The organism is Streptomyces sp. NPDC052225 (assembly GCF_040679615.1).
In the GTDB taxonomy this organism is placed as follows: Bacteria; Actinomycetota; Actinomycetes; order Streptomycetales; family Streptomycetaceae; genus Streptomyces.
Genome location: NZ_JBFAVD010000044.1, coordinates 19,541 through 38,810 on the forward strand (window position 1 = coordinate 19,541; position 19,270 = coordinate 38,810).

General features: G+C 72.2%; 20 protein-coding genes. 6 read left to right on the forward strand and 14 right to left on the reverse strand.

From position 1 onward, the window contains the following. Positions 1–503: 503 nt before the first annotated feature. Positions 504–1,415, reverse strand: coding sequence for a LysR family transcriptional regulator (locus tag AB0L37_RS36550; RefSeq protein WP_365515824.1), 912 nt, complete (start codon positions 1,413–1,415; stop codon positions 504–506). A gap of 88 nt (positions 1,416–1,503) precedes the next feature. On the opposite strand from AB0L37_RS36550, the gene AB0L37_RS36555 reads away from it, so the two are divergent. After that, positions 1,504–2,496, forward strand: coding sequence for an EamA family transporter (locus AB0L37_RS36555; protein ID WP_365515826.1), 993 nt, complete (start codon positions 1,504–1,506; stop codon positions 2,494–2,496). On the opposite strand, the gene AB0L37_RS36560 is transcribed toward AB0L37_RS36555, so the two are convergent. From AB0L37_RS36560 to AB0L37_RS36580, 5 genes are all read right to left on the reverse strand, one after another. Beyond that, positions 2,463–3,263, reverse strand: a complete 801-nt coding sequence (locus AB0L37_RS36560; RefSeq protein WP_365515829.1) for a sugar phosphate isomerase/epimerase family protein — start codon at positions 3,261–3,263, stop codon at positions 2,463–2,465. The two genes, AB0L37_RS36555 and AB0L37_RS36560, sit on opposite strands and share 34 nt — an antisense overlap. 33 nt (positions 3,264–3,296) lie before the next feature. Further along, on the reverse strand, positions 3,297–4,229 hold the full coding sequence (locus AB0L37_RS36565) for a helix-turn-helix domain-containing GNAT family N-acetyltransferase (RefSeq protein ID WP_365515832.1): 933 nt from the start codon (positions 4,227–4,229) through the stop codon (positions 3,297–3,299). A 117-nt stretch (positions 4,230–4,346) separates the two neighbouring features. Next, positions 4,347–4,808, reverse strand: coding sequence for a pyridoxamine 5'-phosphate oxidase family protein (locus AB0L37_RS36570; protein ID WP_365515835.1), 462 nt, complete (start codon positions 4,806–4,808; stop codon positions 4,347–4,349). A 74-nt stretch (positions 4,809–4,882) separates the two neighbouring features. Further along, a complete protein-coding gene (locus tag AB0L37_RS36575; protein ID WP_365515838.1) occupies positions 4,883–5,560 on the reverse strand; it encodes an NUDIX domain-containing protein in 678 nt (225 codons plus the stop codon). Then, the gene (locus AB0L37_RS36580; RefSeq protein ID WP_365515897.1) at positions 5,557–5,925 is read right to left on the reverse strand and encodes a DUF4406 domain-containing protein; all 369 of its coding nucleotides are present in this window, start codon (positions 5,923–5,925) and stop codon (positions 5,557–5,559) included. Before AB0L37_RS36580 ends, AB0L37_RS36575 begins: the two co-directional genes overlap by 4 nt. A gap of 79 nt (positions 5,926–6,004) precedes the next feature. On the opposite strand from AB0L37_RS36580, the gene AB0L37_RS36585 reads away from it, so the two are divergent. Then, complete coding sequence (locus tag AB0L37_RS36585; protein WP_365515841.1) at positions 6,005–6,763, forward strand: DeoR/GlpR family DNA-binding transcription regulator; 759 nt, start codon at positions 6,005–6,007, stop codon at positions 6,761–6,763. A 32-nt stretch (positions 6,764–6,795) separates the two neighbouring features. Next, positions 6,796–7,737, forward strand: coding sequence for an ornithine cyclodeaminase family protein (locus AB0L37_RS36590; RefSeq protein ID WP_365515844.1), 942 nt, complete (start codon positions 6,796–6,798; stop codon positions 7,735–7,737). A gap of 13 nt (positions 7,738–7,750) precedes the next feature. Here the strand turns inward: AB0L37_RS36590 and AB0L37_RS36595 are convergent, their stop codons facing one another. Beyond that, positions 7,751–8,116, reverse strand: coding sequence for a hypothetical protein (locus AB0L37_RS36595; RefSeq protein ID WP_365515846.1), 366 nt, complete (start codon positions 8,114–8,116; stop codon positions 7,751–7,753). Continuing rightward, positions 8,106–9,155, reverse strand: a complete 1,050-nt coding sequence (locus AB0L37_RS36600; protein ID WP_365515849.1) for a LacI family DNA-binding transcriptional regulator — start codon at positions 9,153–9,155, stop codon at positions 8,106–8,108. The genes AB0L37_RS36595 and AB0L37_RS36600 overlap by 11 nt, the downstream gene beginning before the upstream one ends. Before the next feature lie 209 nt (positions 9,156–9,364). Between AB0L37_RS36600 and AB0L37_RS36605 the strand changes: the two genes are divergently transcribed. The 3 genes from AB0L37_RS36605 to AB0L37_RS36615 are packed head-to-tail and all read left to right on the forward strand — an operon-like array spanning position 9,365 to position 12,506. After that, positions 9,365–10,522, forward strand: a complete 1,158-nt coding sequence (locus AB0L37_RS36605) for a Gfo/Idh/MocA family oxidoreductase (RefSeq protein WP_365515851.1) — start codon at positions 9,365–9,367, stop codon at positions 10,520–10,522. Then, complete coding sequence (locus AB0L37_RS36610; RefSeq protein WP_365515854.1) at positions 10,519–11,676, forward strand: dihydrodipicolinate synthase family protein; 1,158 nt, start codon at positions 10,519–10,521, stop codon at positions 11,674–11,676. The genes AB0L37_RS36605 and AB0L37_RS36610 overlap by 4 nt, the downstream gene beginning before the upstream one ends. Then, positions 11,673–12,506 carry a sugar phosphate isomerase/epimerase family protein gene (locus tag AB0L37_RS36615; protein WP_365515857.1) on the forward strand — a complete coding sequence of 278 codons (834 nt, stop codon included), beginning with the start codon at positions 11,673–11,675 and terminating at the stop codon, positions 12,504–12,506. Before AB0L37_RS36610 ends, AB0L37_RS36615 begins: the two co-directional genes overlap by 4 nt. Before the next feature lie 189 nt (positions 12,507–12,695). Here the strand turns inward: AB0L37_RS36615 and AB0L37_RS36620 are convergent, their stop codons facing one another. The 6 genes from AB0L37_RS36620 to AB0L37_RS36645 form a co-directional block, all read right to left on the reverse strand. Further along, positions 12,696–13,094: a DUF937 domain-containing protein gene (locus AB0L37_RS36620; RefSeq protein WP_365515860.1), complete on the reverse strand. Its 399-nt coding sequence runs from the start codon at positions 13,092–13,094 to the stop codon at positions 12,696–12,698. Between the two features lie 219 nt (positions 13,095–13,313). Beyond that, the gene (rbsD, locus tag AB0L37_RS36625) at positions 13,314–13,703 is read right to left on the reverse strand and encodes a D-ribose pyranase (protein ID WP_365515863.1); all 390 of its coding nucleotides are present in this window, start codon (positions 13,701–13,703) and stop codon (positions 13,314–13,316) included. Further along, positions 13,700–14,599, reverse strand: coding sequence for a ribokinase (locus AB0L37_RS36630; RefSeq protein WP_365515866.1), 900 nt, complete (start codon positions 14,597–14,599; stop codon positions 13,700–13,702). The genes rbsD and AB0L37_RS36630 overlap by 4 nt, the downstream gene beginning before the upstream one ends. A 57-nt stretch (positions 14,600–14,656) precedes the next feature. Continuing rightward, positions 14,657–16,606 (reverse strand): substrate-binding domain-containing protein, encoded by a 1,950-nt coding sequence (locus AB0L37_RS36635; protein WP_365515868.1) that lies wholly within the window; start codon positions 16,604–16,606, stop codon positions 14,657–14,659. After that, positions 16,593–18,137 (reverse strand): sugar ABC transporter ATP-binding protein, encoded by a 1,545-nt coding sequence (locus AB0L37_RS36640; RefSeq protein ID WP_365515871.1) that lies wholly within the window; start codon positions 18,135–18,137, stop codon positions 16,593–16,595. The genes AB0L37_RS36635 and AB0L37_RS36640 overlap by 14 nt, the downstream gene beginning before the upstream one ends. Then, entirely contained in the window at positions 18,134–19,171 is a 1,038-nt protein-coding gene (locus AB0L37_RS36645) for a LacI family DNA-binding transcriptional regulator (RefSeq protein ID WP_365515873.1), read from the reverse strand. The genes AB0L37_RS36640 and AB0L37_RS36645 overlap by 4 nt, the downstream gene beginning before the upstream one ends. Between the last annotated feature and the right edge of the window lie 99 nt (positions 19,172–19,270).

Here is a 19,270-nt window from a genome sequence, read left to right on the forward strand (position 1 = left end):
GCTCCTTCCGGAGGAACGGCAGTGAAGGAAACTTCCGCGCGCAACGAATATCCGGAAAGTTATTGCCAGTCAAGGGAGTGGACGTAAGCGGACGGCGAGGGGAGGGGCCGTCACCGGCGCTGTTGGAGGGGGGCGCGCCGGTGACGGCATGCTGCCGGCCGCAGGCGGCGGAGAGGGTGGTCAGCGTTCGCAGCCAGCAGCGAGGCCGACACCGCACTGCGGAGACTCACCGGCAGGTGTCTGTTGGACGACCGGGCCCGCGCCTTGGTTCCCACCTTCTGGAGGTTCCGGGAAGTTGGTGTGGAGGTGGCGGAGAAAGGGTGGGGTGGTGTGTGGGGCTTCGTCGCGGGTGCAGGTTTCGTCGTGGCTGGTCGCGCAGTTCCCCGCGCCCCTGAGATGCGCACCTCCGCTGCGGCATCTCCCCGATGAAGGCTGAGCGGCGAAGCCGCAAGCCTGGGGCGCGGGGAATTGCGCGACCAGCCCCCACGGCCCGCGCCCGGCGATCACTCGGAAACCAGGCAGGCGCGCCCCCGCTCCCGCAGCGCGGCGACCACCGCCCGAACCGCAGGCCGCCGGGAGGATCCCGCCCGCCACAACGCGTACAACCGCCGCCGCGGCACCGGATCGAGCCCCACCGCCACCACCCCCTGCGGCAAGGAGCCCCGCCCCAGCCGAGGAATCACCGCAACCCCCAACCCGGCCGCGACGAGCGCGACCAGCGTCGGGTTCTCGTCCGCCTGATGCGCGATCTCCGGCTCGAACCCCGCCGCCCGCATCGTCCGCAGGAGCCAGTCGTGACACACCCGCCCCGGCGGCTGCGACACCCACCGCTCACCGCCGAGCTCCTCGCGCCGCACCGACTCCCGCTCCGCGAGCGGATGCCCGGCCGGCACCAGCAGATCGCACAGGTCCGTCCCGATGGCGGCCTGCTCGACCCCGGCCGGGGCCGGCAGCGGCGCGATGTCCCAGTCGTGGGCGACCGCGAGATCGACGGCGCCCTTCGCGACGAGGTCCACCGACAGGTGCGGGTCGACCTCGGTCATCCGGACGTCCAGCGCGGGATGCAGCTCGGCGAGACCGGCGAGCGCGGCAGGCAGCAGACCGCGCGCCGCGGAGGCGAACGCGGCGACCGTCACCCGCCCCGACGGCACCCCGCGCCGCTCCTCGATCCCGGTCTCGGCGCGCTCCACGATCGCCAGCAACTCCTGCGCCGTAGCGGCGAGTTGCAGCGCCTCATCGGTGAGCCTGACCCCCCGCCCCTCCCGCTCGAGAAGCACGGTCCTGGTCTCCCGCTCCAGCTTCGCGATCTGCTGCGAGACGGCGGACGGGGTATAGCCCAGGGCGGCTGCGGCGGCGCCGACCGTGCCGTGGACGGAGACGGCGTGCAGCGCGCGCAGCCGTTGCAGATCGAGCATCCCGGGACCAACCCTTCAGCAGTGCTTCATCCAACCATGCAGCAGACATCGCTGGTGCTACACGGTGCTGGGGCGTGATCCTCGACGCATGAGACCTGCGCACACCGGCCTCGCCGTCCTCGTCGCCGCCCTGTGGGGCGTGAATTTCGTCGTCATCGACATCGGCCTCGACCACTTCCCGCCGCTGCTGTTCTGCGCCCTGCGCTTCCTGCTCGCGGCGGTGCCCGCGGTGTTCCTCGTCGGACGGCCCAGCGTGCCGTGGCGGTGGATCGTCGGAGTGGGACTGGCCCTCGGCGTAGGCAAATTCGGCCTGCTCTTCATCGGCATGAACACCGGCATGCCGGCCGGCCTGTCCTCGCTCGTCCTCCAGGTCCAGTCGGTCTTCACGGCGCTGATCGCCTTCGCGTTCCTGGGTGAACGCCCGCGCCCCGTACGGGTGTTGGGCATGGCGGTGGCGCTCGCGGGCATCGCGGTGGCGGCGGTCGACGAAGGCGGTTCGGGCCCGCTGGGCGCGTTCGCGCTGGTGCTCGTCGCGGCGGCGTTCTGGGGCGTCTCGAACGTCCTGACCCGCAAGGCGTCCCCGCAGGCGCCCTTCACCTTCATGGTCTGGTCGAGCGCGGTCCCGGTCGTCCCGCTCCTCGCGCTCTCCCTCCTCTTCGAGGGCCCGACGGCCGACGCCCGCGCCCTCGCCTCCCTGGACGCCCCCGGCATCGGCGCGATCGTCTACGTAGCCCTGGTGACGACCCTCTTCGGCTTCAGCGCCTGGAGCCGCCTCCTCCAGCGCTACGACGCGTCGACGGTCGCCCCGTACTCCCTCCTGGTCCCGGTCTTCGGCATGTCGTCGGCGGCCCTCTTCCTCGGCGAACCGATCAGCCCCCTGAGGTGGTGCGCGGCGGCGCTGCTGGTGGGCGGGGTGGCGCTCACGTCGATGCGGCCCGGGGCGCGGGGCTGTATCCATCAGCGGCTCCGCCGCGGGGCGCGACCAGCCCCCACAACCGGCACCCGGCAAACGACCTCACTGGGCAGTCGATCCCCCGAACTCAACGCCTACGCGGACTCGTTGAGCAACCGAGCCAAATGATCCCGCCCCGCCTCCAACAACCCCGGCAACGGAGCAGCCCCCTCATACCAACGCGCCTCGTACTCCCAGCACAACCACCCGTCCCACCCCTCCCGGGACAGCACCTCCACACACTCCCCGAGCGGCAACACCCCGTCCCCGAGCGGCAGCGGCGTCGTGTCGTCCGGCCCCGCGATGTCCTTCACCTGCACATACCCGAGGTAGGGCGAGAGCGCGGCGTACGAGGCGGCGGGCTGCTCGCCGCCCAGCCAGGTATGCATGACGTCCCAGAGGATCCCGACGTTCCGGTGGCCGACGGGCCCGACGACGCGGGAGGCGGCGGCCCCGGTGCGGTGCGAGTCGTGCGTCTCCAGCAGAACCCGTACGCCCCGGTCGGCCGCGTACTCGGCGGCGACCCCGAGCCGCCTCGCCGCCGTCGCGTCGGCCTCCTCGGGGCCCTGCTCGTCGCCGCCGCCGGGGAAGACCCGTACGAACGGCGCCCCGAGATCGCGCGCGAGATCCACCAGGGCGCGTACGTCGTCCAGGACCGGGCCGTCCTCGCCGGGCGCCGCCACCCGCGCGTACCCGGCGAGGCCGAGGACCTCGACGCCGGCCGCCTTGAACTCGGCGGCGGCGTCGGCCCGTTCGACGGGGCCGATGCCCGGGTGGACGGGCTCCTCGGGATGCGCGCGCAGCTCCACGCCGTGGTAGCCGTGCGCGGTGGCGAGGCGGAGGACGTCGGTCAGCGGGAGACCGGGGACACCGAGGGTGGAGAAGGCCAGTTTCATGGCTCGGACCCTACCCGCGCCCCCGCCCGTCACTCAGGGGGCGCGGTGCAGGGAGAGCCGCCAGTCCTGCCCGACGAGGTCGGCGCCGAACGACCGATGCGGCTTCTCCCCGACCAGCACGAACCCGTGCCGCAGATAGAGGGAGCGGGCGGCCCTGAGCACGTCGTTGGTCCACAGCACGACGTCCCGGTAGCCGACGGAGCGCGCGAAGTCGAGGACGGCGCGCACCAGTCGATCGCCGATCCCGAGGCCGCGCGCCTCAGGCTCCACGAGCAGCAGCCGCAGCCGTGCCGTGCCGGGGGCCTCGTCCCGTACGCACATCACGCACCCCACCGGTCGGCCGTCCAGCTCGGCGATCCACACGCGCTCCAGGTGCGGGTCGTGGTCCTCGGCGAAGTCGGCGACGATACGGGCGACGAGCCCTTCGTAGTCGGTGTTCCAGCCGAACTCGGCGGCGTACACGGCCGCGTTGCGCGCGACGATCCATCCGAGGTCGCCGGGGCCGGGCTCCCGCAGCAGCACGTTGTCCGGGTGCGGGGCGGCGCGGCCGTCGCCGAGCACCTCGCGGACGGTGCGCAGCGCCTCCGACAGGCGGCCGCGGTCGGCCGGCGGGACATCGGCGAGGAGCGTGCCGACGGCTTCGCTCGACCGCTCGTCGAGCAGGTCGGCGGTGGTGCGGCCGTGCGCGGTGAGCGTGATGCGACGGCGCCGCGAATCCTTCTCCGACGAGGCCCGCTCGACGAGCCCGTCCCGCTCGAACTTCCCGAGAATCCGGCTCAAGTACCCGGCATCCAGGGCGAGTCGGGCCCGCAGATCGGCCGCGTCGACCTTCTCCGTGTGCGCGAGCTCGTACAGGACGCGTGACTCGGTGAGGGTGTACGGGGCGTACAGGTGGCGGCTGTAGTCCAGCGCGCCGATGACGTTCGTGTAGAAGCGGTTGAAGGACCGGATGTCCTGCACGGTCATGGCCACCTCGCTGCTCGGACAGTTGACTCAGTCAGAGATCCGGGGGTGGCGTCAGCGTACGCCCGGAGGGGCGGGGCGTCCACGCTTCGGACGGGCTTGTGCGGGCTTGCCCGGGGGTTACTCCACCCACGCCCCGTCCCGCATCACGACCCTCCCGCGCAACTCGGCCTCACCACGCCAGGCCCGCACGGTCTTCGGAGCCACACGTACGTACACGAAGGCACCCTCCTCCTTTCGCGGATCCCAACCGAACTTCCCTGCGAACGCCGCCGCGCCGTCATCCGGCACCTCGTCGTCCGGGAAGCACTCCGCCTCCCCCTGGAGCACCACCACGTCGAAGGTGTCCGGCAGGGCGAGGCGCACGCGCGGCTCCGCGCGGACATTGCGCGCGGTGGCGGACGCGGCGCCGGTGCTCATCCACACGGCCCGCCCGTCCCACACGAACCACAACGGCACCTGGTGCGGCCCGTGTTCGGGGTGCCCCGTGGAGACCCACACATCCCGCTCGGCGACAAGCCGCTCCACCACATCACGCCTGCGCTCCGCCACCCCGCGACGAACGCTCCCCGTGCTCTCCATGAGCGCCGACCCTAGCCAGGAGGCCGGCGATACGCCTGAGGCGCGGGACCTACGTCCAGGGGATGAGGCGGCGCCTACCCTGCCCGGAAAGGCCCCTCCAGTGCCGCCCACTGGAGCAGCATGATCGTCTTCGCGTCCGTGATGCGGGTGTCGCGGGTCATCGACAGGGCCTCGGTGAAGGGGAGTTCGAGGACCTCGATGTCCTCGCCCTCCTCCGCCAGGCCGCCGCCCGCGCCGGTGCGGGCGGCCGGGGTGTACGGCGCCGCGAAGAAGTGGAGGCGTTCGGTGACGGAGCCCGGGCTCATGTACGCGGTGAGGACCGGGGTGAGGGGGCCGAGGGTGACGCCCAGTTCCTCGGTGGCCTCGCGGCGGATCGCGGACTCGGGGTCGTCCGCGTCGAGGAGGCCGGCCGCCGCCTCGATGAGCATGCCGTCGGGGTGCTCGTTGACGTACGCCGGGTAGCGGAACTGGCGGGTGAGCAGGACGAGGCCGCGTTCGGTGTCGTACGGGAGGATCACGGCGCCGTCGCCGCGGTCGTACGTCTCGCGCTGCTGGGTCTCCCAACGGCCGTCCCTGCGGCGGTAGTCGAAGGTCGTGCGGCGCAGGACGTGCCAGCCCTGCGAGGTGAGTTCGACGTCGCGGATCACCACGTCGGGGTTGCGCGTCAGGTCGCGTCCCGCCCGGTCGAGGGCCGTGCGGCCACGGTGGTCGGGGGCGTCGATCCCGGGGCGGGGGGTGGGAGGGGCGGTCACGCGGTCCCCTGCGGTGCGCGGTGCGGGATCTCGGACACGTCGTGGTAGACGGGCAGGCCGCGGCGGCGGGCGGTGGCCACGTCCTCGTCGGCGCCGGTGGAGTCGCCGGGCAGGCGCAGCACCGCGTCGCAGTGGGTGAGCAGCCGGTGGGCCGTCGGGTAGAGCACCTCGTCGGCGAGCGGGTCCGTCGGGCCCGCACCGGCGGAGTTCAGGACGGGCAGGGCGATCCACTCGCCGATCACCGGGAGGTGCCCGGCGGCGAAGACCGGCCAGGCGGCGGCCTCCAGGCGGGCGAGGTTCGCGGCCATGGCCCGCGGGTCGCCGTCCGTGCCGGAGCGGTAGGGGCCTGCGATCAGGATCATCATCGGCTCGGTGGCCGTCGTGCTCGGGGTCATGGCGCGCTACGATACATGCAGAAACGTGCAAGAACAGGAGAGAGCGTGCATGCTGGCTGCCGAACGACGTGACCACCTGCTCGGCCTGCTCGCCCGCGAGGGCAAGGTCGTGGCGAAGAGCGTCGCCGCCGAACTGGGCATTTCCGAGGACAGCGTGCGGAGGGATCTGCGCGATCTCGCCGCCGAGGGACTGTGCCAGCGGGTCTACGGGGGCGCGCTCCCCGCGTCACCGGCCGTGGTCGACTACGCCGCCCGGCAGGCCGTCGCCCCCGACGGCAAGGAGAAGGTCGCCGCCGTCGCGGCAGGTCTCGTACGCCCGCAGAGCGCACTGATCCTCGACGGCGGCACCACCGCCCTGGCCGTCGCCCGCGCCCTCCCGCACGACCTCGACTGCACCGTGATCACCCACAGCCCGACGATCGCCGCGGCCCTGCTCGACCACCCGCGCGCGGAGCTCTACCTCCTCGGCGGCCGCGTCTTCAAGCACTCGGCGGTCACGTGCGGGGCCGCCGCCGTCGAGGCCGCGCAGAACGTCTCCGCCGACCTCTGCCTGATCGGCGTCACCGGCGTCCACCCCGGGGCGGGCCTGACGACGGGCGACGCCGAGGAGGCCGCGATGAAGCGCGCCCTCGCGGCCCGGGCCGCCGAGACCTACGTCCTCGCCTCGTCGGAGAAGATCGGGACGGCGTCACGGTTCCGCGTGCTGCCCTGGGCGAAGGTCAGTGGCGTCATCACCGACGCCGAGCCGCACCACCCCGTCGTCGCGCAGGTCGCGGCGCTCGGCGTGGAGATCGTCCCGGCCGGCTGACCGCCGCGCCCGGGCGCTGCGATGATCGCCGGATGACCCGCATCCTCACCCGTACCGATCTGCTGTCCCTCCTCGAACCGGCCCGCTGCGTCGAGGCGTTGGCCGCGGGGTTCCGGACCGGGGCCGCCGAGAAGGGGAGCGCGCGCCGGGTGATCGCCGAGCTGCCGTTCCCCGGCACGGCGACCGCGCTGATCCCCGGCGTGCTGCCGGACGTCCCCGCGTACACGGTGAAGGTCAACGCCAAGTTCCCCGGCGCCCGGCCCGCCCTGCGCGGCGTCGTCTGCCTGCACAGCGGCGCCGACGGCGAGCTCCTCGCCCTCCTCGACTCGGCCACGGTGACCGCCTGGCGCACCGGCCTCGCGGCGGCGCTCGGCACGCACACCCTGGCCCGCGCCGACGCCCGCACCGTCGGCGTGATCGGCGCCGGCGCCCAGGCCGAACTGATGCTGCGGGGGCTGCGCGCACTGCGGGACGTGGGCGACGTCCTCGTGCACGACGAGGACCCTTCGCGTGCGGACGCGTTCGCCGGACGGCACGGCGGCCGGGTCCGCCCGACACCCGCCGCCGTCGCCGCCGAGGCCGACATCGTGCTGCTCGCCACCTGGTCCCGTACGCCCCTGCTCGCACTCGCCGACACCCGGCCGGGGCAGCACTTCACCACGCTCGGCGCGGACGAACCCGGCAAACTGGAGCTCGCCCCCGACCTGCTGCGGGCCGCCCACCTCGTCGTCGACGACCGTGAACTCGCCTTCCAGTCAGGTGTGTTGGGGTCATTGGGGGAGAAGGCGCCGGAGAGCACAGCCACGTTGGGGGAGTGGCTGGAGGCTGCCGGAAAGCGTCCGGAGCGGCACCCGCGTACCGTCTACGCCCCCGTCGGCCTCCCCTGGCAGGACCTCGCCCTGGCCTGGCTCGCCCACCAGGAAGCCGAGTTGAGGGGCGAGGGTGCCGGGATCGAGGTCGACCTCCTGGCGTGACCGCCGGATCCCCTCAGGCCAGCGCCCACAGCACCGCGAACGGCAGCAGCACCAGCGGCACCGTCCGCAGGCACACGCCCGCTGATCTGCGCCCGGTCAGGCCCCGGTTGGCCAGGATCACGAACGCGGTCATCAGCAGTCCGGACACCACGGCGAGGCCGATCATCACCGGGCCGTGGTCGAGCGTGTGGTAGTCGCAGTCCGGCGCGCTCACCTCGTCGAAGCGCGCGCAGTCCGTCCCGAACCACTCCGTCAGCAGCCAGTGGACGCTGTAGAGCGGGACCAGTGCCGGTATCCCGAGCGCCAGGTTGGCCGCGAGCGGCGGGATCCAGGTGCGGGCCGGGCCCGCGTCCTCCCAGGGCTCCGCGTCATGTGTCACGCGGCGCCCCCGTCGACCCCCGCACCATCAACTCCCCGCGTACGACGTCGACCCCGCCGGCCGGAGCCGCCTCCCGGCCCATCGCGATCCGGCCCGCCCGCGCCGCCGCCTCCGCGAGCGGCAGCCGTACGGTCGTCAGCGCCGGCACGGCGTCCACGCTGAACGGCAGATCGTCGAAGCCCGCGACCGAGACGTCCTCGGGGATCCGCAGCCCCGCCTCGCGCAGGGCCGCGCACGCGCCGAGGGCCACCGTGTCGTTGGCGGCGACCACGGCCGTCAACTCCGGGTCCTTGCGCAGCAGTTCGAGCGTGGCCGTGTAACCGGAGGTGCGGTCGTACGAGCCGTGCGCCACCAGGCCGTCCGACTCCGGCACGCCCGCCGCGGCCAGCGCCTCCCGGTGGCCCTCAAGGCGGTCCCGGGTCGTGGTCCGCTCCTCGGGACCCGCGACGTAGCCGATGCGGCGGTGGCCGAGCGCGAGCAGATGCTCCGTCAACTCCCGCCCGCCGCCCCGGTTGTCGAAGGTCAGCGCCACCGCGTCGGTGTCCGGGACCGGCGGCCGCCCGCACAGCACGACCCGCGTGCCCGCCTCGGCAAGGCGCCTCAACTTGCCTGCCACGGCGGCGACATGGTCCGCGTTCTCGATCGCGCCGCCCGTGAGGACGACGGCTGCCGCACGCTGGCGCTGGAGCAGCGTCAGATACGTCAGCTCGCGCTCCGGGTCCCCGCCCGTGTTGCAGACGACCGCGAGCCGCTCGCCGCCCGCCCGGCCGCCGGGCCCGACGATCTCCGACTGCACGGCTGACGCCATGATCCCGAAGAACGGGTCGGCGATGTCGTTCACCAGCACGCCGACCAGGTCGGAGGTGGAGGCCGCGAGGGCGCTCGCCGGGCCGTTGAGCACGTAGTCCAGCTCGTCCACGGCCTTCAGGACGCGCTCACGGGTGGCGGCGGCGACCGGGTAGTTGCCGTTGAGCACACGCGAGACGGTGGCGGGGGACACCTGCGCGCGCGCTGCCACATCCGCCAGGGTCACGGTCATCGAGTCGTCCTCCGCTGGGTCCGGCTGCTGTCCGACTGTTGTCTGCCTGCTTCCCGCTCTTGTCCGAGCGGCTGTGCAGAGGCTAGCTTCTCCTTAGGTAGAAAGCGCTTGCTACGGGATATCGAACATCCGGCAGGCGCTGATTCGCGTACGCCGGGCCCGGTCGCCGCACGCCTCGGGGGCCGGGAAAGCTGGACGAAGGGACTCACGTGACACGCAAGACGGTGCGCATCGCCATGAACGGTGTGACGGGGCGCATGGGCTACCGCCAGCACCTCGTCCGCTCGATCCTCGCGCTGCGCGAGCAGGGCGGCCTCGACCTCGGCGACGGTACGGTCCTGTGGCCCGAGCCGGTCCTGGTCGGCCGCCGCGAGCACGCCCTGAAGGCCCTCGCCGAGAAGCACGGCCTGGACGAGGCGAACATCTCCACCGACGTCGACGCCGTCCTCGCCGACGACTCGGTCGACATCTTCTTCGACGCCGCGATGACCTCCGGGCGCGAAGAGGTCCTGAAGAAGGCGATCGCCGCCGGCAAGCACGTCTACACGGAGAAGCCGACCGCCACCGGCCTCGAAGGCGCCGTCGAACTGGCCCGGCTCGCGCGCGAGGCCGGGGTCAAGTCCGGTGTCGTCCAGGACAAGCTGTTCCTGCCGGGCCTCCTCAAGCTCAAGCGCCTCATCGACGGCGGCTTCTTCGGGCGGATCCTGTCCGTCCGCGGCGAGTTCGGCTACTGGGTCTTCGAGGGCGACTGGCAGGAGGCGCAGCGCCCCTCCTGGAACTACCGCGCCGAGGACGGCGGCGGCATCGTCGTCGACATGTTCCCGCACTGGGAGTACGTCCTGCACGAGCTGTTCGGCCGCGTGACCAGCGTCAACGCGCTCGCCACCACCCACGTCCCCACCCGCTGGGACGAGAGCGGCAAGCCCTACGACGCCACCGCCGACGACTCCGCGTACGGCATCTTCCAGATCGAGGGCGGCATCGTCGCCCAGATCAACTCCTCGTGGGACGTGCGCGTCAACCGTGACGAGCTCGTCGAGTTCCAGGTCGACGGCACCGAGGGCTCCGCCGTCGCCGGGCTGCGCAACTGCCGTGTGCAGCACCGCAGTTCGACGCCGAAGCCGGTCTGGAACCCGGACCTCCCGGCGACCTACTCCTTCCGCGACCAGTGGCAGGAGGTCCCGGACAACCAGGAGTTCGACAACGGCTTCAAGGTCCAGTGGGAGCTCTTCCTCAAGCACGTGTACGCGGGCGCCGACTACCACTGGGACCTGCTGGCCGGCGCGCGCGGCGTGCAGATGGCCGAGCTGGGCCTGAAGTCGTCCGCCGAGGGCCGCCGCCTCGATGTTCCGGAGATCTCGCTGTGACCATCCACCTCCCCTCCGCCGATGGGCAGTTGAGGGCGTACGAGCCCCGCACCGAGCCCCTCGTCTTCGACACCGGAGCGCCGCTCGCCTCCCGCGTCGTCTTCTCCGCGGCGCACGTCGTCGCCGACCCGTTCGCCGATACGACACCGGACTCGCCGGCCGCCGTCGACTGGGACGCCACCCTCGCCTTCCGCCGCCACCTGTGGGCCAACGGCCTCGGGGTCGCCGAGGCCATGGACACCGCGCAGCGCGGCATGGGCCTGGACTGGGCGGGCGCCGCCGAACTCATCACGCGCTCGGCGGCCGAGGCGAAGGCCGTCGGCGGACGCATCGCCTGCGGCGTCGGCACCGACCAACTGACCGGACCCGCACAGGACGTGGCCCAGGTCAGGGCCGCCTACGAGGAGCAGCTCGCGCTCGTGGAGGGGACGGGCGCGCAGGCGATCCTCATGGCGTCCCGCGCACTCGCCGCCGTCGCGAAGGGCCCCGAGGACTACCTCGACGTCTACGGCCACCTGCTCCGCCAGGCCACCGAGCCGGTCGTCCTGCACTGGCTCGGCCCGATGTTCGACCCGGCGCTCGACGGCTACTGGGGCTCCGCCGACCTCGACGCCGCGACGGAGACGTTCCTCGACGTCATCGCAGCGCACCCCGACAAGATCGACGGCATCAAGGTCTCCCTGCTCGACGCCCAGCGCGAGATCGACCTGCGCCGCCGCCTGCCCCAGGGTGTGCGCTGCTACACCGGCGACGACTTCAACTACCCGGAACTGATCGCCGGCGACGACCGGGGCTTCAGCCACGCCCTGCTCGGCATCTTCGACCCGCTGGGCCCGCTGGCCGCGCAGGCCGTACGGGTCCTCGACACCGGCGACACCAAGGGATTCCGCGAACTCCTCGACCCCACCGTCGAGTTGTCCCGCCACCTGTTCCAGGCGCCGACCCGGTTCTACAAGACCGGCGTCGTCTTCCTGGCCTGGCTCGCCGGCCACCAGGACCACTTCGCGATGGTCGGCGGCCTCCAGTCGGCCCGCTCGCTGCCGCACTTCGCGAAGGCGTACGAACTCGCCGACGGGCTCGGCCTGTTCCCGCGCCCGGAGCTCGCCGAGGCCCGCATGAAGAACCTGCTCGCCCTGTACGGAGTGACCGCATGACCGCCGCCGACCCGCGCTTCTCCATCAACCAGATGACGGTCAAGCAGCTCGGCCTGCCCGAACTCGTCGCCGCCTGCGGCGAGTTGGGGGTCCGGCACGTCGGCACCTGGCGTGCGCCGGTTCAGGAGTACGGCGTCGAGGCGGCGGCCAAGCTGCTGCGCGACGCGGGCCTGAACGTCACCACGCACTGCCGCGGCGGCTTCCTCACCGCCCTCGACGAGGCCGAGCGCAAGGCGGCCGTCGAGGACAACAAGCGCGCCGTCGACGAGGCCGTCACCCTCGGCACCGACGTCCTCGTCCTGGTCTCCGGCGGGCTGCCGGCCGGCTCGTACGACCTGCCCGGCGCCCGGGAGCGGATCGCCGACGCGCTCGTCGAACTGGCCCCGTACGCCGCCGAGCGCGGTGTGAAGCTCGCCATCGAGCCCCTGCACCCGATGTACGCCGCCGACCGCTGCGTCGTCTCGACGCTGGCCCAGGCGCTGGACATCGCCGAGCGCTTCCCCGCGGACCAGGTCGGGGTCTGCGTCGACACGTACCACATCTGGTGGGACGACCAGGCGCCCGCGCAGATCGCTCGGGCCGGGGCGCAGGGGCGTATCGCGACGTTCCAACTCGCCGACTGGACCACGCCGTTGCCCGAAGGTGTCCTCAACGGGCGCGGGCAGCTCGGCGACGGTTCGATCGACATGCGGTACTGGCGCGGGCTCGTCGAGGACCAGGGTTACACCGGGCCCATCGAGGTCGAGCTGTTCAACGACGGCCTGTGGTCACGCGACGGCCACGAGGTTCTGGCCGAGACCTCGACCCGTTTCACGCTGCACGCGAGCTGAGTCGGGTGCGCGGCGCTGTGGTCCCGTTCGTCTGCAGCGCCGTCGTGGCTGGTCGCGCAGTTCCCCGCGCCCCTGAGATGCGCACCTTCGGTGCGGCATCTCATCTATGAAGGCAAGCGGCGAAGCCGCAAGCCTTCGGGGGCGCGGGGAACTGCGCGACCAGCCCCCACCCACCCGCAGACAAACACCTCACCGCTTACGAGCCGCACGCTTACTGACCACAGCCAAGATGACCGGCACCAGCATCTCGATCCCCCGGGCCACGTTCGCCGCAGGCAACCCCGTCTTCTTGGCGACCGCGTTCGCCACCGGCCGCGACATCTTCGCCAGCACCCCGGCCACCAGCCCGCTGGAAGCCATCCCGCCCAGGCCGCCGAGCGTCGCGACCCCCTGGAGCGGCGCCTCCTCGGGCGGCGGCGCCGGGAGGTCGCCGAGGCCGCCGGAGATCTCCGACACCGTCCCGCCCACGACCTCGCGCGCGCCGGAGGCATCCGTGCCGAGCAGCCCGGCGAGTTCCTGGAGACGGTCGTCGCCGAGCTCGTCGAGGACGTCCTGTTCCAGGGGCTTGTCACCCGATTGTTCGCTCATGCACCAAACGCTACGACTGCCCCGAGATGTCGGCACGCTGAAAATCTTTGAAAGAAAACGTCCCGCGACCGTGCAACCTTTCCGGGACATGGCGGGTCTAGGGAACGTCAGAACTTTTGGAGGGGGATCTGGGGGGATCGAGGAAGTTCTGACGAGGAGGGGAAGCGTCGAGGGCCCGGTCCGCGGACCGGGCCCTCGTAGCACTTCCAGCGAGCCCGCTCAGAAAAAGACCCCGCAGCGCAGCAGCACGTTCGCGTACGGCCGCGCCTCCCCGGTCCGTACGACAAGACGCGCCGACCCCGACAGCGCCTTCAGCTCCTCGTGCGTGACGAAGCCGAGCGCCGGCACCCGGGAGTCGAGGAGTCCGGCAGCGGACGGGTTCGCGGAGCGCACCTCGCGGGCCGCGGTCCCCGACTCCACCACCAGCTCGTCGAGCAGCCCGTCGAGCACCTCCGCGAACGACGGCACCCCGGCCCGGAACGCGAGGTCGACGACGCGCGGCCCCGCCGGGATCGGCATCCCGGCGTCGCACACGAGCACCCCGTCCCCGTGGCCCAACTCGGCCAGCGCGCCCGCCAGATGACGGTTGAGTATTCCGGCCTTCTTCACAGCGCGGTGACCTCGTCCGCCGTCGGGTACGACGCCTGCGCGCCCTCCTTCGTGACGGCGGCGGCGCCCACTCGCGCCGCGTAGGCCGCGGCGTCGGCGAGTGACTCGCCGGTGCCGAGCCGCCACGCGAGCGCCGCGGTGAACGCGTCACCCGCGCCCGTCGTGTCCACGGCCTTCACCTTCACCGACGCGACGCGCTGCGCCCCCGACGCGTCCGCGACCAGCGCGCCCTCGGCGCCGAGCGTGATGACGACCGAGCGCGGCCCGAGCGCGAGCAGCTGCCGCGCCCAGTCCTCGGGCTCGCCGTCGGGCTCCGCTCCGAGGACCACGCGGGCCTCGTGCTCGTTCACGATCAGCGGGTCGCAGGCCGCGAGGACCTCGTCCGGCAGCGGCGCGGGCGGCGACGGGTTCAGTACGAGCCGCGCCCCGTCGGCGACCGACCGCGCGACCTCGGCGACCGACTCCAGCGGGATCTCCAGCATCACGGAGACGACCCTGGCGCCCGCGAAGAGCTCGCCCGCGGCCCGTACGTCGTCCGGCGTGAGGCGGCCGTTGGCACCCGGCGACACCACGATCGAGTTGTCCCCGGACGGGTCGACGGTGATCAGCGCGACGCCCGTGGGCGCCCCGCCGACCAGCACACCGGACGTGTCCACGCCGGCCGACTCCATCGAGTCCCGCAGCAGCCTGCCGTGCCCGTCGTCACCGACGCGCGCCAGCAGTGCCGTACGGGCACCGAGCTTCGCGGCGGCGACGGCCTGGTTGGCGCCCTTGCCGCCCGGGTGGACCACCAGGTCGGAGCCGAGGACGGTCTCCCCGGCGGCCGGGCGCCGGTCGACGCCCACCACCAGGTCGGCGTTGGCCGACCCCACGACGAGGAGGTCATACGTGCTCATGCTGTGCCTTTCTTCGAATGTCACCGCAGAGGGTACGGGGCCCGGGCCGGCGCCCCGCTACTTGAAGGCAGCCGCGTTCTTGGACGTCACGACCTTCACCGGCACCTTCACCGCGGGGGCGAGCTTCTTGTCCTGCGTCGCCTTCAGCGCGTTCCGCACGGCGATCTGACCGAGTTCGTACGGCTGCTGCGCCACCGAGGCGTACATCGTGCCCGCCTCGACCGCCTTGATGCCGTCGGCCTCGCCGTCGAAGCCGATCACGGGCACGGACGTGCCGGCCTTCGAGCCGAGCGCCTTGATCGCGCCGAGCGCCATCTCGTCGTTGGCCGCGATGACGCCCTGGACGCCGGGGTGCGCCTGGAGCAGGTTCGACATCACGTCGAGCCCCTTGGTGCGGTCGAAGTCCGCGGGCTGCTGGGCGACAACCTTGATGCCCGGGTACTCCTTGAGGCCCTTCTCGAAGCCCGCCGCGCGCTCCCGCGCGGCCGACGTGCCGGGCTGTCCCTGGAGGATCACGATCTTGCCCTTGCCGCCGAGCTTCTCGGCCATCGTCCTGGCGGAGAGCACACCGCCCTCGACGTTGTCGGAGGCGACGAGCGTGGCGACCTTGGCCTTCTCGACCCCGCGGTCGACGGCGACGACGGGCATGCCGGCCTTGTTGGCGGCAGCCACCGAGTTGCTCGCGGCGGCCGAGTCGACCGGGTTGAGGACGATCGCGTCGAGGCTCGACGAGGTGAAGTTCTGCATCTGGTTGGCCTGCTGCGAGGCGTCGTTCTGCGCGTCGGTGACGGTCAGATCCACGCCCAGCTTCTTGGCCTCGGCCTGGGCGCCGGCCCGGATCTGCACGAAGAACGGGTTGTTGAGGGTGGAGAGGGAGAGCCCCACCTTCGGCTTGTCCGCCGACGACGACGTACCGCCGTGCAGGAACGACGTGGCACCGACGATCGCGACGGTCACGACGGCCGCGAGCCCGTACGTGGCCGCCTGCCTGCCCTTGTTCCCGCCGCCACCGGAGGCGACAGGGGTCGCTCCCGCCTTGCGCCGCAGCGTGTCGAGGAGGACGGCGAGCGCGATGACCACGCCGATGACGACCTGCTGCCAGAAGGCGGACACGGAAAGGAGGTTGAGGCCGTTGCGGAGCACCGCGAGGATCAGCGCGCCGATGAGCGTGCCGGACGCCTTGCCCGTACCGCCCGCGAGCGACGCACCGCCGATGACGACGGCGGCGATGGCGTCGAGCTCGTACCCGTCGGCGGCCTGCGGCTGCGCGGAGGAGAGCCGGGAGGCGAGCACGATGCCCGCGGCGGCGGCGAAGAGCCCCGACAGGGCGTAGATGACGAGCTTCTGCTTCTTGACCCGGAGTCCGGACAGGCGCGCGGCCTCCTCGTTGCCGCCGATCGCGTACATGGCGCGGCCTATGTACGTGCGGCCGAGAATCACGGCGGCGACCAGCCCCATCACGACCATGACGAGGACCGGGACCGGCAGCCAGCCGCCCAGCGTGTCACCGAGGTGCGAGACCGAGTCGGGGAACGGGATCGGCGAACCGTCCGAGATGACCAGGGCGAGACCGCGGCCCACCGACAGCATCGCGAGCGTCGCGATGAACGGCGGCAGCTTCCCGTACGCGATCAGGAACCCGTTGACGAGACCGGCGACGATGCCGGTCGCGACGGCGAGCACGAGCGCGAGGACGACCGGCACCCCGTGCTGGGTGGCGCTCCACGCGAGCACGGTCGCGGACAGCGCGGCCACCGAACCGACCGACAGGTCGATGCCCGCCGCGACGATCACGAAGGTGACACCGAAGGCGAGGATGGCGGTCACCGCCGCCTGGACGCCGATGTTGAGGAGGTTGTCGGTGGTCAGGAAGTCCCCGGAGAGCGCCGACAGGGCGATGACGAGGACGATCAGCGCGGTCAGCGCGCCGTTGTCGAGGAGCAGCTTGCGCAGCGACGCGGCACCACTGGTGCCCGGCGTGCTCTTGAGCGTGTCAGTGGCGGCCATGACCGGCTTCCTTCTCAGTCTTCTCAGTGGTAGGGGTGCTGACGGCGAGCGCCATCACGGAGTCCTGGGTGGCGTCGGCGGCGTCGAGTTCACCGGCGATCCGCCCTTGTGCCATGACGAGCACGCGGTCGCTCATGCCGAGCACCTCCGGCAGATCGCTGGAGATCATCAGGACGGCGTGCCCGGCGGCCGTCAGCTCGTTGACGAGCTGGTAGATCTCGACCTTGGCCCCGACGTCGATGCCGCGCGTCGGCTCGTCGAGGATGAGCACCTTGATGTCGGCGAGCAGCCACTTGCCGATGACGACCTTCTGCTGGTTGCCGCCGGAGAGCGTGCGCACGTGCTGGCCGAGTCCCGCCATCCGTACGCCCAGTTGGGACGCGATGCGCTCGGCGGCGACGTGCTGCCCCTTGAGGTCGACGAAGCCGCCGCGGGTCGCGGCCCGCATCGTGACGAGCCCGAGGTTCTCCTCCACCGACTGGTCGAGGACGAGACCCTGCCCCTTGCGGTCCTCGGGCACCAGCCCGACACCGGCGGCCATCGCGGCGTTCACGTCGTGCCGGGGGAGCGCCGTGCCCGCGACCTCCACCGATCCCTTGTCGTACGGGTCGGCCCCGAAGACCGCGCGGACGACCTCGGTCCGTCCGGCGCCGACGAGACCGGCGATGCCGACGACCTCACCGGCCCGCACCTCGAAGCTCACGTCGTGGAAGACGCCGTCGCGCGTGAGCCCCTCGACCTTGAGCAACGCGCCGCCGGTGTCCGGCCGTTCCCGCGGATACTGCTGCTCGATCGAGCGGCCCACCATGAGCCGTACGAGCTCGTCCTCGGGCGTGGACGCCGGGACCTGTCCGACGCTGCGGCCGTCGCGGATCACCGTCACCCGGTCACCGAGCGCGGCGATCTCCTCCAGGTGGTGCGTGATGAAGACGATGCCGACACCGTCCTCGCGCAGCGCCCGCACGATCGCGAACAGCTTCTCGACCTCCTCGGAGGTCAGCACGGCGGTCGGCTCGTCCATGATCAGCACGCGCGCGTCCAGGCTGAGCGCCTTCGCGATCTCGACCATCTGGAGCCGGGCGATGCCCAGTTCGCGCACACGCGCGCGGGGCGAGACGTTCACGCCCACGCGTGCGAGCAGCGCTTCCGCGTCGGCGTCCATCTTCTTGCGGTCGATGAGACCGAAGCGGCGCGGCTGCCGCCCGAGGAAGATGTTCTCGGCGACGGTCAGATCGGGGACCAGGTTGAACTCCTGGTAGATCGTCGCGATCCCGAGCCGTTCGGCGTCCTGCGCACCATGGATACGGACCTGCTCGCCACCGACGGTGATACGGCCCTCGTCGGGCGTGTAGGCACCGGAGAGCATCTTGATCAGCGTGCTCTTCCCGGCCCCGTTCTCACCGAGCAGGACGTGCACCTCGCCGCGGCGCAGATCGAAGTCGACGCTGTCGAGCGCGACCACGCCGGGGAAGGTCTTCCGTATCCCTTCGATACGCAGCAACTCCGCTTCCGGGTTGCTCTCCGGTGTCACCGGGTGCTCCTCTCCGTTGAGGTACGCGGTTCAGAGGGCTCGCCGCACGAGTGCCGTACGACGAGGTGGGCGGGGAGGGTGACCGACGCGGGCGTGCGGCCCTCGATGCGGTCGACCAGGGCGCGCACGGCGGCCCGGCCCAGATCCTTGGTCGGCTGGGCGATCGCCGTGATGGGCGGGTCGGTGTGCACGAACCAGGGGATGTCGTCGAAGGCGGCGAGCGCGATGTCGTGCGGGACGCGCAGGCCGCGCGCGCGGATCGCGTCGAGCGCGCCGAGCGCCATCAGGTTGTCGGCGGCGAACACGACCTCGGGCGGCTCCGGCAGATCCAGGAACCCCTCCGTGACGCGGCGCCCGCTGTCCGCCTGGAAGTCGCCCTGCCCGATGTAGGCGTCGGGGAGTTCGATCGCGTACGGGGCGAGGGCCTCGCGGAAGGCGTCGACGCGCTCGCTGCCGGTGGTCGTGGCCGCCGGGCCCGCGATGATCGCGAGCCGGCGGTGGCCGAGCCGGTGCAGATGGCCGACGAGGTCGCGGATGGCGGCGCGGCCGTCGGAGCGCACGACGGGCACGTCGACGCCGGGGATCCAGCGGTCGACGAAGACCATCGGCGTGCCGGTGCGGGCGGCGTCGAGCATCAGCGGGGAGCCGCCGTCGGTGGGGGAGACGAGGAGGCCGTCGATGCGCCGGTCGAGCAGGTTCTGGACGTGGTGGTCCTGGAGGTCGGGGCGCTCGTCGGCGTTCCCGATGATCACGCTGTAGCCGAGCGCGCGGGCCTCCTCCTCGACGGAGCGGGCCAGCTCGGTGAAGTACGGGTTGAGGACGTCGCTGATGACCAGGCCGAGGGTGCGGGTCTGGTCGGTGCGCAGCGAGCGGGCGACGGCGTTGGGCCGGTAGCCGAGCGACTCCACGGCGGCCAGCACCCGGGTGCGCGCGTCCGGGCTGACGGACGGATGGCTGTTGAGGACGCGGGAGACCGTCGCGACCGAGACGCCGGCCGCGGCGGCGACGTCCTTGATGCTCGCGTTCGACGACATCACAGACCACCTCCTTGTGGCTGCGGGAGCTCATGTGCGACGGCGGGGTCGCACATGTGCGTGGAATCGATTACATGAGGGATTGGAATCGATTACACG

Coding starts and splice junctions, on each gene's coding strand:
- AB0L37_RS36565 (WP_365515832.1), bottom strand. CDS start 4,229: ATGACCGTGCAGGACATCCGGTCCTTCAACCGCTTCTACACGAACGTC.
- AB0L37_RS36585 (WP_365515841.1), top strand. CDS start 6,005: ATGCTGGCTGCCGAACGACGTGACCACCTGCTCGGCCTGCTCGCCCGC.
- AB0L37_RS36560 (WP_365515829.1), bottom strand. CDS start 3,263: ATGAAACTGGCCTTCTCCACCCTCGGTGTCCCCGGTCTCCCGCTGACC.
- AB0L37_RS36600 (WP_365515849.1), bottom strand. CDS start 9,155: ATGACCGTGACCCTGGCGGATGTGGCAGCGCGCGCGCAGGTGTCCCCC.
- AB0L37_RS36615 (WP_365515857.1), top strand. CDS start 11,673: ATGACCGCCGCCGACCCGCGCTTCTCCATCAACCAGATGACGGTCAAG.
- AB0L37_RS36590 (WP_365515844.1), top strand. CDS start 6,796: ATGACCCGCATCCTCACCCGTACCGATCTGCTGTCCCTCCTCGAACCG.
- AB0L37_RS36635 (WP_365515868.1), bottom strand. CDS start 16,606: ATGGCCGCCACTGACACGCTCAAGAGCACGCCGGGCACCAGTGGTGCC.
- AB0L37_RS36550 (WP_365515824.1), bottom strand. CDS start 1,415: ATGCTCGATCTGCAACGGCTGCGCGCGCTGCACGCCGTCTCCGTCCAC.
- AB0L37_RS36555 (WP_365515826.1), top strand. CDS start 1,504: ATGAGACCTGCGCACACCGGCCTCGCCGTCCTCGTCGCCGCCCTGTGG.
- AB0L37_RS36630 (WP_365515866.1), bottom strand. CDS start 14,599: ATGAGCACGTATGACCTCCTCGTCGTGGGGTCGGCCAACGCCGACCTG.
- AB0L37_RS36580 (WP_365515897.1), bottom strand. CDS start 5,925: ATGATGATCCTGATCGCAGGCCCCTACCGCTCCGGCACGGACGGCGAC.
- AB0L37_RS36570 (WP_365515835.1), bottom strand. CDS start 4,808: ATGGAGAGCACGGGGAGCGTTCGTCGCGGGGTGGCGGAGCGCAGGCGT.
- AB0L37_RS36645 (WP_365515873.1), bottom strand. CDS start 19,171: ATGTCGTCGAACGCGAGCATCAAGGACGTCGCCGCCGCGGCCGGCGTC.
- AB0L37_RS36620 (WP_365515860.1), bottom strand. CDS start 13,094: ATGAGCGAACAATCGGGTGACAAGCCCCTGGAACAGGACGTCCTCGAC.